At 58.2% G+C, this 13,759-nt stretch carries 15 protein-coding genes; 10 read left to right on the top strand and 5 right to left on the bottom strand.

The genetic code is table 11. The features are described 5' to 3' along the window. Positions 1-30 precede the first annotated feature (30 nt). The 8 genes from rpsD to M9Q49_RS24030 all read left to right on the top strand — a co-directional run bounded on the left by rpsD (position 31) and on the right by M9Q49_RS24030 (position 6,529). Entirely contained in the window at positions 31-642 is a 612-nt protein-coding gene (rpsD, locus tag M9Q49_RS24065) for a 30S ribosomal protein S4 (RefSeq protein WP_254511568.1), read from the top strand. Positions 643-811: 169 nt separating this feature from the next. Beyond that, positions 812-2,290 carry a dihydrolipoyl dehydrogenase gene (gene lpdA, locus M9Q49_RS24060; protein ID WP_254511567.1) on the top strand — a complete coding sequence of 493 codons (1,479 nt, stop codon included), beginning with the start codon at positions 812-814 and terminating at the stop codon, positions 2,288-2,290. 155 nt (positions 2,291-2,445) lie between these two features. Continuing rightward, the gene (locus M9Q49_RS24055) at positions 2,446-2,910 is read left to right on the top strand and encodes a hypothetical protein (RefSeq protein ID WP_254511566.1); all 465 of its coding nucleotides are present in this window, start codon (positions 2,446-2,448) and stop codon (positions 2,908-2,910) included. 79 nt (positions 2,911-2,989) lie between these two features. After that, positions 2,990-3,424, top strand: coding sequence for a hypothetical protein (locus M9Q49_RS24050; RefSeq protein WP_254511565.1), 435 nt, complete (start codon positions 2,990-2,992; stop codon positions 3,422-3,424). 58 nt (positions 3,425-3,482) lie between these two features. Next, positions 3,483-3,737 (top strand): hypothetical protein, encoded by a 255-nt coding sequence (locus M9Q49_RS24045; RefSeq protein WP_254511564.1) that lies wholly within the window; start codon positions 3,483-3,485, stop codon positions 3,735-3,737. An 80-nt stretch (positions 3,738-3,817) separates the two neighbouring features. Next, positions 3,818-4,570: a hypothetical protein gene (locus tag M9Q49_RS24040; RefSeq protein ID WP_254511562.1), complete on the top strand. Its 753-nt coding sequence runs from the start codon at positions 3,818-3,820 to the stop codon at positions 4,568-4,570. Beyond that, the gene (locus M9Q49_RS24035; RefSeq protein WP_254511560.1) at positions 4,563-4,946 is read left to right on the top strand and encodes a hypothetical protein; all 384 of its coding nucleotides are present in this window, start codon (positions 4,563-4,565) and stop codon (positions 4,944-4,946) included. The genes M9Q49_RS24040 and M9Q49_RS24035 overlap by 8 nt, the downstream gene beginning before the upstream one ends. Positions 4,947-5,119: 173 nt before the next feature. After that, positions 5,120-6,529 (top strand): hypothetical protein, encoded by a 1,410-nt coding sequence (locus M9Q49_RS24030; protein WP_254511558.1) that lies wholly within the window; start codon positions 5,120-5,122, stop codon positions 6,527-6,529. 131 nt (positions 6,530-6,660) lie between these two features. On the opposite strand, the gene M9Q49_RS24025 is transcribed toward M9Q49_RS24030, so the two are convergent. From M9Q49_RS24025 to M9Q49_RS24005, 5 genes are all read right to left on the bottom strand, one after another. Next, on the bottom strand, positions 6,661-8,280 hold the full coding sequence (locus tag M9Q49_RS24025; protein WP_254511556.1) for an ATP-binding response regulator: 1,620 nt from the start codon (positions 8,278-8,280) through the stop codon (positions 6,661-6,663). Then, entirely contained in the window at positions 8,273-8,746 is a 474-nt protein-coding gene (locus M9Q49_RS24020; protein WP_254511554.1) for a response regulator, read from the bottom strand. Before M9Q49_RS24020 ends, M9Q49_RS24025 begins: the two co-directional genes overlap by 8 nt. Further along, positions 8,743-10,287 (bottom strand): sensor histidine kinase, encoded by a 1,545-nt coding sequence (locus tag M9Q49_RS24015; RefSeq protein WP_254511552.1) that lies wholly within the window; start codon positions 10,285-10,287, stop codon positions 8,743-8,745. Before M9Q49_RS24015 ends, M9Q49_RS24020 begins: the two co-directional genes overlap by 4 nt. Before the next feature lie 61 nt (positions 10,288-10,348). Beyond that, positions 10,349-10,759, bottom strand: coding sequence for an Hpt domain-containing protein (locus tag M9Q49_RS24010; protein ID WP_254511550.1), 411 nt, complete (start codon positions 10,757-10,759; stop codon positions 10,349-10,351). Between the two features lie 98 nt (positions 10,760-10,857). Beyond that, entirely contained in the window at positions 10,858-11,190 is a 333-nt protein-coding gene (locus M9Q49_RS24005; RefSeq protein ID WP_254511548.1) for a hypothetical protein, read from the bottom strand. 456 nt (positions 11,191-11,646) lie between these two features. Here M9Q49_RS24005 and lysS point away from each other — a divergent pair, with 456 nt between their 5' ends. Together lysS and M9Q49_RS23995 are read left to right on the top strand one after the other, a co-directional pair. After that, positions 11,647-13,227, top strand: coding sequence for a lysine--tRNA ligase (gene lysS, locus M9Q49_RS24000; RefSeq protein WP_254511547.1), 1,581 nt, complete (start codon positions 11,647-11,649; stop codon positions 13,225-13,227). Next, a complete protein-coding gene (locus M9Q49_RS23995; RefSeq protein ID WP_254511545.1) occupies positions 13,224-13,691 on the top strand; it encodes a GNAT family N-acetyltransferase in 468 nt (155 codons plus the stop codon). Before lysS ends, M9Q49_RS23995 begins: the two co-directional genes overlap by 4 nt. Positions 13,692-13,759 lie beyond the last annotated feature (68 nt).

Raw genomic sequence — 13,759 nt, 5'->3', positions numbered from 1 at the left:
TTTTGTTTTCCCTGTTGGAGAGACTGTTCGATGGCTCGTTACACTGGTCCAAAGGCCCGCGTCAATCGTCGCTTGGGCGCTCAGATTTATGAATCGGCAGGCGCTGTGAAGGCTCACAGCCGTCGCGAAAGCCCCCCTGGTATGCACGTGAAGGGTGGCCGCCGCTTGTCGAACTGGGGTAAAGCTTCGGCTGAGAAGCAAAAGATCAAGCATTATTACGGCCTGGGCGAACGCCAACTGCGGAAGTATTACCACATGGTGGCTGCCAAGAAGGGGAACACCGGCGAGCAGCTGCTCAGCCTGTGCGAACGCCGCTTGGACAACGTCATCCGCCGCGCCGGTTTCACCAAGACCCGCCCGCAAGCCCGCCAAGGGATTGTGCACGGCCACTTCTTTGTGAACGGCATCAAAGTGACCAGCCCGAGCTACCAGCTCCGCCAGGGCGACGTGATCACCGTCCGTAAGAAGGAACCGATCTACAACCTGTATAAGGGTGTGATCAGCGAAGGTGGCACGATGACCCCTGATTTCGTGACCTTCGACAGCGAAACGCTGCGAGCCACGGTTCTGGCTGTGCCAGGCCCGAACGATTTCAGCTTGCCCGTCGACGTGAATATCGTCGTCGAATTCCTGTCGCGCTAATTGATTGCGTGCTCGCTGCAAGAAGCCACGAGTAGAATTAGTCAGGCGGATAACGTAGGGTGGGCCCAAGCGGTACTCCGCGGGCCCACCATCTAACCATGTCAAACGTCGGTTTGGTGGGCCTGATGAGTACATTCGACCCACCCTACAACTGCGCCTAGCAACAACGATGCATACTCCCTTGGTGGTTCTCGGCGGTGGTCCCGGCGGTTACGCCGCTGCTTTCTTTGCAGCCGACGAAGGTCTGGAAGTCGTCATCGTCGAGCAGGAAGGCAAACTCGGCGGCACGTGCTTGTTGCGTGGCTGCATCCCTTCGAAGGCCCTGCTACACGTCGCCCGCGTCATCAAGGAAGTGGACGAACTGAAGAAGGATTGGGGCGTCACCTTCGGCGATGCCAAGGTCGAGATCGATACGCTCCGCGCTCGCAAAGAGAAGGTCATCTCGAGCCTCTCGGGCGGTTTGAAGCAACTCGCCAAGCGCCGCAACGTGACTGTCATCACGGCGAAGGCTTCGTTCGAAAACAGCACGACGTTGAAGCTCGAAGGGGACGATCCGTCGATTCCCGAAGATCGCACGCTGACGTTCGATCAATGCATCGTCGCGACCGGTTCGCTCCCAGCCATGCCGGCGGCGTTCGACATCGGCAGCGATCGCGTGATGGACAGCACTGGCGCTCTCGCCCTGAAGGACATTCCGGAATCGCTGCTGGTCATCGGCGGTGGTTACATCGGCCTCGAGATGGGCACGGTCTACGCCAATCTTGGTTCGAAGGTCAGCGTCGTCGAGGCTCTCGACGGCATCTTGCTCGCTGCCGATCGCGATCTGGTCAAGCCGTTGCAAAAGCACCTGACCGCGCTGTTTGAAGACCGCATTTATTTGAACACAAAAGTCGGCTCGCTCGGCCTGCGTGATAACAAGGTCGAAGTGGCCTTTGAAGGCCCCGGCAAGTTTGGCGTCGAGCGTTACGACCGCGTGCTGGTCGCTGTCGGCCGCAAGCCGAATTCGCGCGGGCTTGGTTTGGAAAACACTAAAGCAGTCGTCACGCCTCGCGGCTTTGTCGAAGTCGATAAGTCGATGCGAACTGCCGATCCGCACATCCTCGCGATTGGCGATATCGCCGGCGATCCGATGCTGGCCCACAAGGCTTCGCACGAAGCCCGCGTCGCCGTCGAAGCCGTTCTCGGCAAGCCGACGACGTTCGACAAGCAGTGCATTCCCGCGGTGGTCTTCACCGATCCCGAGTTGGCTTGGTGCGGCATCACCGAACAGGAAGCCAAACAAGCCGGCCGTGCGATCGAAGTCGCCGTTTATCCTTGGGCTGCCAGTGGCAAAGCCATCGCGCTCGGCCGGACTGAAGGTTTGACGAAGCTGATTCTCGATCCCGAGACCGAGCGCGTCCTCGGCTGCGGCATCGTCGGCCCTGGCGCCGGCGATCTCATCAGCGAAGCGGCCCTCGCCATCGAAATGGGCTGCGAAGCCCGCGACTTGGCCGAGACCGTCCACCCGCACCCGACGCTGAGCGAAACGATGATGAACGCCAGCGAAACGTTCTTCGGCACGGCGACCGAAATCTACAAGCCGAAGCGGCATAAAGAAGCGGAAGCCAAGCCCGCCGAAGGCAACTCGCCAGAAACAGCCACGCCGTAATTAAAACGCTCCTGTCCCTGCGGCAGGGGTTTAACGGCTTTTGCACTACTCGCCCGACGTTCTCAAGAAGTCAGTCGATCATGGGAACTCTCGGTGATCGCTTCCAAGTTCACGTCGAACTCGCCAACGGTGGCCGAGTTCGAGTCGTTGACACGGTGACCGGTTCGGAACGCACGCAGGTCGGCCTCGACGGTGAATTCTCCGGCGACGTCGCCTGCCGACTCGCCGCCCAGATCCTTGTTGCATCGAATTCAACGGTAAGTATTGCGCGGGTCTTCAGTGTCGATATCTATCGCGACGGCGGCTCCTATGGAATGTGCTTTTATTCGCCCGACGGCGAGTGGTTCGAGTTCTTTGTACGGGTGCAGCACTGGGATCGTCCCACCGACGCGATACGATACCACCCTCCGGTGCTCTACTTTCAATCCGTGAATAGCCGCAATGTGATCCGAAACTTTACTTGGGAAGAGGCTGACGAATTAGTGTCGGGGATTCTTCCCGAGCAAATCGTGCCCTCAATGCCTCGAGTAGAATTTGGATTGCCCGAAGATTACGAACGAACCAGGTTTTCCGAGCTTGTCGAAATAATCCGACAGCGTGGCGTACGCGCCGATCGATGACGGTCCGGGCAGTTGCAGTAGTGCTAAAGCCGGTGAACCTCCGAGGCGGGACCGGGGGCGTTTTTAATACAATACGAATATGCCGAAGAAATTGCGAGTTTGGTTGCCGGACGACTGGGCCGATATTTCGGCCGAGGATCCCGAAGGGCCGGCGACGTTCTGCTGGACGAACGAAAAATCGACCGGTGTGTTTGAACTCTCGACGGTTGAGTTCAAGCAGGATTCGGATACTGTGCCGGATGAGGAATCGCTCGTGCGCATCGCCGTTGATTTCGGCCGCGATCACGAGTGGGGCGAATTGCAAACGGCGTTCTCCGGCGAAATTCCCTTCGGCAGGTACGGCTCGGCGGTTTACAAAAACGCCAATCCCGAGGAAGGCGACTCCGACTATTGCCAGCTATGGTGCCTTTGCAATGGCCGCGACTTTTTGTTGGCAACTTTCTTCGCCAACAAGCCGTTGCAAGAAGAACTCGACGCGGCGCAGCTGGTCGCTGAAGGGTTGGACTTTAGTTAGTCACTTGATCCCGCTGATGTTGGTGGATCGTGCGGCATGAGTCAGGTAAAATTGAGGCATGAGCACCAACATCGCCGAGCTGTTCCTCGAACCGATTGCAAATTGCCTCACGCCGGAAGTTGCTCAGCGGATTGTGGACACTCGCGTCGATCCCGCGACTCAAGCACACATCGATCAGTTGGCGCGCAAGGCCAACAGCGGCACGCTTACGCCGAGCGAACACGCGGAATACGCAGAGATCGTCGAATACATCGATCTGGTTGCGATCTTCAAAGCCAAGGCCCGTCAGCGCATTTCCAAGCAGCGCGGCTGATCGAACATTCCGTTTGCGAACCCGCCACTCCCCTGCCAAGATAAGCGCGAATCAAACGGCGAACCTTTGGAGGCGGAATCATGTCCCTGTCACGGCGGTCCTTCGGTCAGCAAACGCTCGGCGCGCTACTTACCTACTCGCTGCTCGAAACGCTTTGCACGCGCGAGTTGTTTGCCGCCGACATGAAGTTGCTCGCCGCGAAGTGGATGAAGGATCTGCAGGACCTGAGCAACGATGTGAAAGGGGCCAAGCTGAAGCAGACCGAGTGGCAGACGAAGGTTGATGAGCTGTTTGCCCAGGTCGATCTGGCCGATGCGATGAAGTTTCTCGATATCGAGAAGCTGACGGAGAACATCAAGTACAAAGATCAGGGCGAAGTCAGTCTGCGGGCGAAGTTTCCGCAGGTCGAAGGGCTGCCGACGAGCTTTGTCTTCGGCCATCAGATCTTCGCGCTGAGCAAGGGCCGCAGCGTCGTGCCGCACGGTCACAACAACATGGCCACGGCGTTTTTGATTTTGCAGGGAACGTTTCAAGGCAAACACTACGATCGCCTCGAAGATGAAGCCGAGCACATCATCATTCGGCCGACGATCGACGCTCAGTTCGGCCCCGGTGGCCATTCGACCGTCAGCGATCACAAAGACAACGTTCACTGGTTTCAAGCCACCAGCGACAAGGCCTTCATTTTTAACATTCACGTGATGAACGTCGACCCGAACGCCAAGGAGCGGAGCGGCCGGCTGTACATAGATCCGAAGGGTGAAAAGCTGAGCGATAATCGGATCCGGGCAAAACGGATCAGTACGAACGAAGCGTATAAGTTGTATGGATAGGGAACCCGAAACCTCAGGTCGGCCGCTAGTGCAGTTCAGTCTGCAGAGCCTGATGGTGGTCGTGATTTTGGTCAGCCTGGGGCTCGGCATCTATCGCCAGGCAGGCGTGCGGGCACTGGCCACGTATGGTTTGCTGTTATTCGCGGTCGGGCCCTGGTTTGCTTATCTGGCGAGTGAGTGCTTGCCGATCCGCTCGGTGGCGGCGCGGCGGACCAATGCCTATGTCTTGCTGCTGCTGGTCTTCGCTTTTGGCCTGTGGAGCTCGCACGTCTGGCGCGGAACGATCGACAGCTGGCACGCGGCCTGGATTTTGCCGCTGGGGCTCGTCCTGTGGGTGCCTCAATACCTGGTCTATTTCGTGATCCGGCGGGACTGAAAGCCAGCCCCCGCGAGGGCTGGATTCCTTTTTTAGCAATTGCTAGCCGAATGCTGGCTGGGGAGGTTAAATTAGGTAGAGCTGATCCGCCGTTTTGTCGCGGCGATCGGCCACTTGTCTAACTAGTCAGCCTCGGCCCGGTCGTTTTAGTCCGGGACCGATGGGAGTTTTTTATGTCGATTGTTGCTTGTCCCCGTTGCCGCGACGAAGTGATGCTGCCCGGCAATTTGTCGCCGCAGGCCCGCGTTCGTTGCCCTCTCTGCCGCGACGAATACACGCTGTCGGAAGCGCTCGCCAAGATGCCGCCGATGCTGATCGTCGTCGACGCCGGTCCCAAGCCTGCTCACTCGCCAGCCTATTCGCAGAGTGAGGCCGGCGCCTTCGCCCAGCCAGAAGCCATCGACTACGCCGAATCGGATTATCAGGTATCGAGCGATCTGACCGCCGGTGGCGCAGCGTTCGACAGCTCGGGCGCGGTCGGCGAATCGCCAGCGAGCGTCTCGCCGAAAAAGTACAAAGCCAAGCCGAAGAAAAAAGAGGCCGGCCCCATCGCCATGCTGATTCAGGTGGTGCTGGGCGGTGTCTGCGCCGGCGTGCTGTTTCACTTGATCTGCTGGTGGACGCCGCTGCTCGGTTACACCGATCCGCTGGGCGCCGCCCCAACGGTGAAGAAGTACATGCCGTTCATCGTCCCCGCCAAGGTCATGGAAAACTCGTACGGCATCAAAGCCGATGGCAGCGCGGTGGCCCAAAACGACCCAGCTCCCAAACCCGAGCCGAAGCCCAAGCCGAAACCGGAAGACAAAAAGCAGGGCGAGTTTTTCATCCCCGAACCGAAGTTCGATCCCAAAGTCGAGCCGATGCTCGATCCGCTTGATCCCGGTAAGGCGCCGGCCATTCCACCCGAGCCAGAAGATCCTGCCATGGATCCGAAGGGAATCGATTTCAAAATCCCTGGGCCGAAAAACTTCGATCCACCAATGCCCCCCAAGCCGGCCGATCCTCCAATGCCACCAGCGCCGGCTCCCAAGGCGAGCTCGGCGCAAGTCACCACGGCGTATGCCGAAGCGGTGAGCAAGTTGCAAGATTTCGAAGGCTCGGCGGGTGAAGCCGGCCCTGTGCGTCAGCAAAAGGGGAAGGATCTCTACGAAGCGGCCTCGAACCTCGGCAAGCTTTGCGCTGATGCCGACATGGCCGAAGGCGAAAACGCTGACAAGGTCATGCTGATCAAGGATGAACTCACCGGTAAATTGCGCAAGTACTCGGCGATGCTGGCAATGCTCGGCGATCAACGCCTGGCCGATGGCGCAACCGAGGATTCAATCGCTATCAGCGGTGTGATCAAGGACATCAAGCCGCTCGGCGGCACGCACGAAACGACGATCGAAGTCACTCGTCCGAAGGACAAAACGCTCTTCACCGTGGCTGTCGTTACGACCAAGAGCCTGGAAGACGATGGCGCTAAAGTCGGCGACACGGCGATTGTCCTCGGCAAAATCGTCCGCGATCCGAAGAAGGACCTGCCGGCGTACAAGGGCGAAGCGCCGGTCGTCGTTCACGCCGGGCATGTAACGTTGCAGTAAGTGTCGGCAGTGTAGTCCTCACGCTCCGCGTGGGGCCGCGCCACACGGAGTGTGGCGACTACACTACGAAGCCGGCAGGAGCTGCAGTGCCCGCCGGAACTGCGCTGAGTACAGCTTGTTCCGGCCTACGTCTACAGTGAAGCCAAGAGGGCTTCGAGCGCGTCTAGCTCTACCGGCTTCGTCAGATGATGATCGAAGCCCGCATCGAGCGCTTGCTTGCGATCGATGTCGCGGCCGTACCCGGTGAGTGCAATCAACTTCGGCTGCACACCGCCACGAGCGCGAATCGCCGCGGCTAATTCATAGCCCGACATTTCGGGCATCGCGATATCGGAAATCAGCACATCGGGCTGCAGCGAATCGAGCACTTCCAGCGCTGCCGCCGCGCTTGTCACATTGTGTACGTGCTGACCTAGCTTCTGCAGCAACCGGCCATGCAGATAGCCGGCCGATTCGTTGTCGTCGACAATCAAAATGCGAAACGCCGGCACACTCCGCTGCGGCACGACCGGGATTTCCACCTTCGGCGTGGTCGGCTTCTTCAGCAGCGGCAGACGCACGATGAACTCGCTGCCGTAGCCGGTGCCCTGACTGCGGGCTTCGATCGTGCCGCCGTGCATTTCGACGAGCGTCTTTACCAGCGTCAGGCCGATGCCGAGACCGCCGCTCGAGCGAGTGTGCGAGGTATCGACCTGCGTAAAAAGCTCGAAAACCTTGATCAGCATTTCCGGCGGAATCCCCACGCCGTTGTCGCGCACGCGAATGACCACCTGGCCATCGGCACGCTCGATATGCAATTCGATGCGGCCCCCGGCGGGCGTATACTTCGCGGCGTTCACCAGCAGATTGCTAATGATCTGCGCGAGTCGCACTTTATCGCCGTCGAGAATCAATGGCTCTTCGGGCAGGTCGAGTTCCAGGCGGTGCTTGGAATGTTGAATGATCGGCTGGGCGATATCGAGCGCAGTATCAATGACATCGTTGAGATTGCAGGCGGCTCGTCGCAGGATCATTTTGCCACGGGAAATACGTGATACATCGAGTAAATCATCAATCAGCCGGACGAGGTGTTGAACCTGGCGGAGCATCATTGCCCGCAGCTCGCCGACCTGATCGGGGCTGCTATTGGCGGGGTCGAAGAGCTGCAGCGCTGCCGACAGGGGCGCGAGAGGATTGTGCAGTTCGTGCGCGAGCATGGCTACGAACTCGTCCTTGAGTCGATCGGCTTCGCGAAGCGCTTCCTCGGCCCGCTTGCGTTCGGTGATTTCGGATTGCAATGTTTCGTTGACGCGCGCCAGCTCGGCCGTTCGTTCCTGAACGCGATTTTCTAAATCGAGATTGGCCCGGCGAATCACTTCTTCGAGACGAGTGCGTTGCAGCGCATAACGCATCGCACGTTCGAGTGTGTCGGGGGCCAGTTGATCCTTGACGAGGTAGTCGACCGCACCGACTTGCATCGCTTGCAGATCGATCTCGCGCTCGCGCTGGCCGGTCAGCACGATGGCGGGAGCAGAACAACCAAGTCGCTGCGCTTCGGCGATCAGCTCCAGCCCGTTTCGTTTGCCGAGGCGGTAGTCGATCAAATACAGATCGTGATGGCATTCCACGAAGGCCCTAACGGCCGATTCATAATCGGCGACGCGATCGAGCGTGTAGGCCCCTTTTGGGAACTCCTCAAAGAGCTCTTTGGTCAGGATGTAGTCGTCCTCACCATCCTCCACCAAAAGGACGCGGACTGGCCCGTCATCCATTGGCTTCACCATCAAGTCCCTGCGGCAACTCTACGATCTCCAGCCAATACTTGCCGAGCGTGCGCACCACATCGACGAGCGAAGTGAACGTCACCGGCTTGGTCACGTACGACTCGGCGCCCAGATCGTAAGTGCGAACGATGTCTTCTTCGGCCTTCGACGTGGTCATAACCACGACGCGAATGTTTCGCAGCTTCGGATCGGCTTTGATTTCGCGGAGGGCTTCGCGGCCGTCTTTTTTCGGCATGTTGAGATCAAGCAAAATCAAGCCCGGCCGGGGCGACGAAGCGGGATCGCTGAACTTGTTGCGACGGCACAGATAATCCATCAATTCGGCGCCATCCTCGACGAAGCGCAGATCGTTCGCGAGGCGGCTTTCGCTGAAGGCTTCGAGCGTCATTTGCCGGTCATCGGCGTCGTCATCGGCCATCAGAATGGTGATGGGTTTTCCTTCGCGGTTCATCATGCGACTAGATCCTGTTTTGTGGAATTTTGCTGAATCGGAAGGCGGAAGACGAAGCGCGAGCCTTCACCCGGCTTGCCAAACGCGGCGATGCTGCCGGCGTGGCGTTCCACAATTTTGCGGCAAATGGCGAGGCCCATGCCGGTCCCTTGATATTCGTCGCGGCCATGCAGCCGTTGAAAGAGCTCGAAAATCCGCTCGGCATATTCCTGCTCAAAGCCGACGCCGTTGTCCTCGACGGTAATCTCGCACTGCATCGGCAACCTCGTTCCATCGAGTTGGCCGTTGCCGTTTGCTGCGACGTTGTGTGACGAAATGCGGACCATCGGCGCGACTCCAGGCCGATGAAACTTGAGGGCGTTGGCCAGCAGATTCATGAACAACTGCCGCATCTGCGAGGGATCGGCTTCGATGTGCGGCAGCTTGGCGATTTCAAATTTGCCGCCGGCATCTTGCAGCCGCGTTTCCAGATCGCCGACGATTTCGTCGACGATTTCGTTGAGATCAACCGCGCTGAAAGGTTGCGCTTTGCTCGCAACTCGCGAGAAGGTGAGCAAGTCATCGATCAGCCGTCGCATGCGACCAGCCGACGCCAGAATTCGCTGTAGAAAGTCGAGTCCTTTTTCGCCCAGTTGCGGGCCGCAGTTCGATTGCAAACGGTCGCCAAAGGCTTGAATCTTGCGCAGCGGTTCCTGCAGGTCGTGCGAAGCCACCGAAGCAAACTGCTCCAATTCGCGATTGCTGCGCTGCAGTTCTTGCGCGGCGGTCATGGCCGTCAGTTCGGCTTTGGTGCGAACAGTAACTTCCTCGCGCAGGGCTTTGTTGCTGGCTTCGATTTCCATCGTACGAGCTTGCACGCGTTCTTCGAGCCGCTCCTTCGATTTCTGTAGAGCTTCGGAAAGTTGCTGCCGCTTTTCGATATCGCGGCCCACGAGCCAATAGCTGGCCACGGCCAAGGACAGCCCCAGCAGTGCGGTTGCCAGGCCAGTTGCCAGCGACAAGTAGAAGCTGGTATTCGACTCATTAGTCCGTACCGACAGCTCACCTCGTTCGCGAGCTTCCATGGCGGCGATGATCGTTCGGACGTGATCCATCGCGCGTTTACCACTCCCTTGCAAGATGGTGGCGCGGACCGCGTCGCGACCTTCCGTCTTTTGGATTTCGAGAGACTTTCGAATCGATTGCATCCGCAGGTCGATGGCGGCAGCGAGCTCCTCGAAGTGCTTTTTCCGCTCAGGGTCGGTCGACATCAGTTGCTTGACGCTGGCGACTTTATCTTCCAGTTGGAGTGCCGCAGATTCGTATGGGGCGAGGAATTTCTCATCTTCCGTAATCAAAAAACCGCGCTGACCGGTTTCGGCATCGACCAGTGTGGTGAGCAGCATCCGCAGTTCGTCGAGCGCCTTGTGCTGACGTTCGACGGCTTCGGAATTGCGATGGATGCGCATCAAGTTGAAATACGTGAGCGCGGTATTGGCCACGATCGCCACGATGACCAGCAAAAAGCCCAACAGCAGACTTTTATTAGCAACTTGATTAGGCATGGAAAGGAGAACAAACTCTTACGGCAATAGCGGCGGACACAGGGTCCGCGTCTGGTGCAGCTCAATGTTTTTGCGAATGCGTGGTGGTGCGAGACAAATTGCTTTCGGGAATCGGCGCTCCATCGGAGTGGTTGGCCAGTGCGTTTTGCAGCTCATCAAGTGCTGCGGTCAACTCATTCATGGCCGCGGGGAAATTGATTTCTTCTTGATTATCGCGCTCAGCCGTGGCGGCCAAATTTTCCAGAGCTACCGCGGCCAGCACCGCTCGCGTGGCGCCGAAGTTGAGAACGAGTCCTTTCAAGGTGTGAGCAGCTCGCTTGAGCGTGGGATAATCGTGGTTACCCGAACTCTCGGCGATGAGAGCCTGGTACTGCGGAGCATCCTCGGCCAATAAGGCGACCATCTCCTGAAACAGCGAGCGGTCGTTGCCCATTCGCCTCAAGGAGCCAGCGTAGTCAAAAATCGCTGCCATGATTGGAGCCGCCTCTTCATCCGCCGGTTGTTAATCACAAAGTGTAACCTGAATCTCGATTCCGCCGGTGCCCGTGTCAACTCCGCCACAGCCAATGGCTATTTGCGGTCGTCCACGGTCGAAATCGAAACGACTTTCGCCATTTTGTCGACCATCACGCGAACTTGCACCCCCGCTTTCAATTCTTCCAGCTTGCCTGGCTTGCCATTGACGTTGATGCGAGTTTTTTCATCCGGTTTGAAGGAGTGTTCCTTCCCATCTGCCGTTCGCAACGACAGTTGTCCTGCGCTGGCCGAAACCACCGCTCCTTCGACCACCATGGGCTCGACATTTTGCAGTTCGGGTGTGTCATCTGCCAGCGCTGGTGAGACAGGGATCGAAGCGACAACGAACAAAGACGCGAAAGCCACTGGCAGCACGAACCGGAACATGGAAGGGCCTCCTTGAGCAGGGTAATGAGGAACAACCACATCCACGGAAGCAACTGTTGGGCCAAGCCTAAAAGGATCGTCGTCGACCGGCAAGCATGCGAAGTGTGTCGACGTAAGTACGAGACAGTTCTAGCTGTCGATATTGAATAAATTTAACAGTGTTAAGTGCGCCGGTCGCGGGTTTGGCGGCGATTTTGACCGATTCCGAGCGACCATTTCTCAACGTACTGGACGGTTTCGGTGCGCCGGTCGACTGACTTACGTCAAATTCAGCCGTTAGAAAACGAGGAACGGGCCGGGGAGCCGTGGCCGGACCTGTACGCTTCGTCACGCAAACTGGTCGCTGGCAGCCCACCTTTTCATTGGCGTTGACCCCCTGCACCCAAGCCCTAAAATGAGGCCCTCCAACGTGCGAAATTGCGAACTTTTTCAAGTCTTTGTTGTCTTTCTAAAGCCATGACTGCAGCCCCAATCACTCCCGATGACTCGACCAGCAACGAAGGTGGACACGAAGCCGCCCGCCGGGAAAAAATGCGCAAGCTGATCGCCATGGGCATCGATCCCTGGGGCCAGCGGTTTGATGACCGGACGCTGATTGGCGAGATCCGGGCGCTGGCAGGCGAAATTGTCTTCGTCAAGGAAGACGGCAGCAGCATCGCGCCGCCGAATCGCGAAGCGCAACCTGATCTCGACTTTCGTAAGTGGCTTGCCGATCAGGGTAAGGGCGAGCTGAAGGGACCGACCGTTCGCGCCGCAGGTCGCATCGTTTTGCAACGCGACGCCGGCAAGCTGCGGTTCATCAACATTCAAGATTGGACCGGTCGTCTACAACTGATGATCGGTCAGGCTCAGGTCGGCGAAGAAAGTTGGAAGCTCGCCGAGAATTGCGACCTCGGCGACCTGATCGGAGTCGATGGCGAATTCAAATATACGAAGACTGGCGAGCCGACGATCTTCGCCGCAAAGTTGCACTTCCTCGGCAAGTGCATCCTGCCGCCGCCGGACAAGCACGCCGGCCTGGCCGATCCTGAATTGCGCCATCGGATGCGCTATCTCGATCTGGCATACACCGAAGGCGCCATGCAGCGCTTCATGAGCCGCACGAAGGTTGTGGCTTCGATTCGCAACACGCTCAATCTGCAAGGCTATTGTGAAATCGAAGGACCGACGCTGCACACCATCGCCGGTGGCGCCGCCGCTCGGCCGTTTAAGACGCATCACAACACGCTCGACATGCAGCTGTTCCTGCGGATCGCGCTAGAGCTGCATTTGAAGCGACTACTCGTCGGCGGCATGGAGCGCGTGTACGAACTCGGCCGCGTGTATCGCAACGAAGGGATCAGCCCGAAGCACAATCCCGAGTTCACGATGCTCGAGGTTTATCAAGCCTTCGGCAATTATGAAACGATGATGGACCTGACCGAAGCCGTCATCTGCAACGCGATCAAAGCTCTCGACGGCAGCTATGTGCGGCCGTGGGGCGAGAAGCAAATCGATTTCACGCCGCCGTTCCAGCGGCGAACCTATGACGATCTGTTCCGCGAACACACGGGCATCGATCCGCAAGATGCGGCCGCCGTAAAAGCCCTCGCTGAAAAGATCGGTTTTGAAACGGCTGGCAAGCATCCTGATGTAATCAAGAGCGAAGTCTTCGAGGAGAAGGTCGAAGATGCTCTCGTTGGTCCGATTTTCGTGACCGACTATCCCTCGAGCATTTGCCCGCTCACGAAGCGAAAAACCAGCAATCCAGAAGTCGCCGAGCGGTTCGAACTGTTTGTGCATGGCATGGAAGTGGCCAATGCTTACACCGAGTTGAACGATCCCGATCTGCAGGAACAGCTCTTCAGTCAGCAGCTCGCCGGCCAGGCCGCCGAAGACAGCATGGCGAAGATGGATACCGACTTCGTACGCGCCCTGAAATATGCGATGCCGCCGGCCGGTGGTCTCGGCATCGGCATCGACCGACTGGTGATGTTGCTGACGAACACGCAGACCATTCGCGATGTGATTTTGTTCCCGGTACTGCGGCCCGAATGAGCATTCGTATTCGCCAAGCCAGTGTTGCGGATGCGGCGCCGCTGCTGGAGCTGTTCAAAGACACGATCCGTCGTGTGAATTGTCGTGACTACGCGCCCGATCAAATTGCGGCGTGGACGTCCGAAATTCTTCCCGAAGTATGGGCCGCCAGGCTAATGAGTCGCTGGTGTGCGGTGGCGGCGAATGACGCCGAGCAACCGATCGGCTTCGGCGATCTCGAAGCTAATGGTCATCTGGATCGGTTCTTTGTGCATGCCGACTACCAAGGCCGCGGCGTGGGGACTGCTCTGATGACCGCTATTTTTGCGAGAGCTACCAAACAGCAACACGCGCGGATATTCAGTGAGGTGAGCATTACCGCGCGGCCGTTCTTTCTGAATCACGGTTTCCGCGTGATCACCGACCAACTCGTCTTCTCGCGCGGGGCAGCATTTCTGAATTACCGGATGGAACGTTGGCTGTAGCGACTCCGTCGCGAGCGCTACGGGCTTCCTTGTCGGCACAACCATTATCTTCCTTACCCCGCCAGCCG

Origin of the sequence: Anatilimnocola floriformis, from assembly GCF_024256385.1 — a bacterium.
Taxonomy (GTDB): domain Bacteria; phylum Planctomycetota; class Planctomycetia; order Pirellulales; family Pirellulaceae; genus Anatilimnocola; species Anatilimnocola floriformis.
Note: the sequence above shows the minus strand (reverse complement) of the source record. Positions and strands in the feature narration are given on the sequence as shown.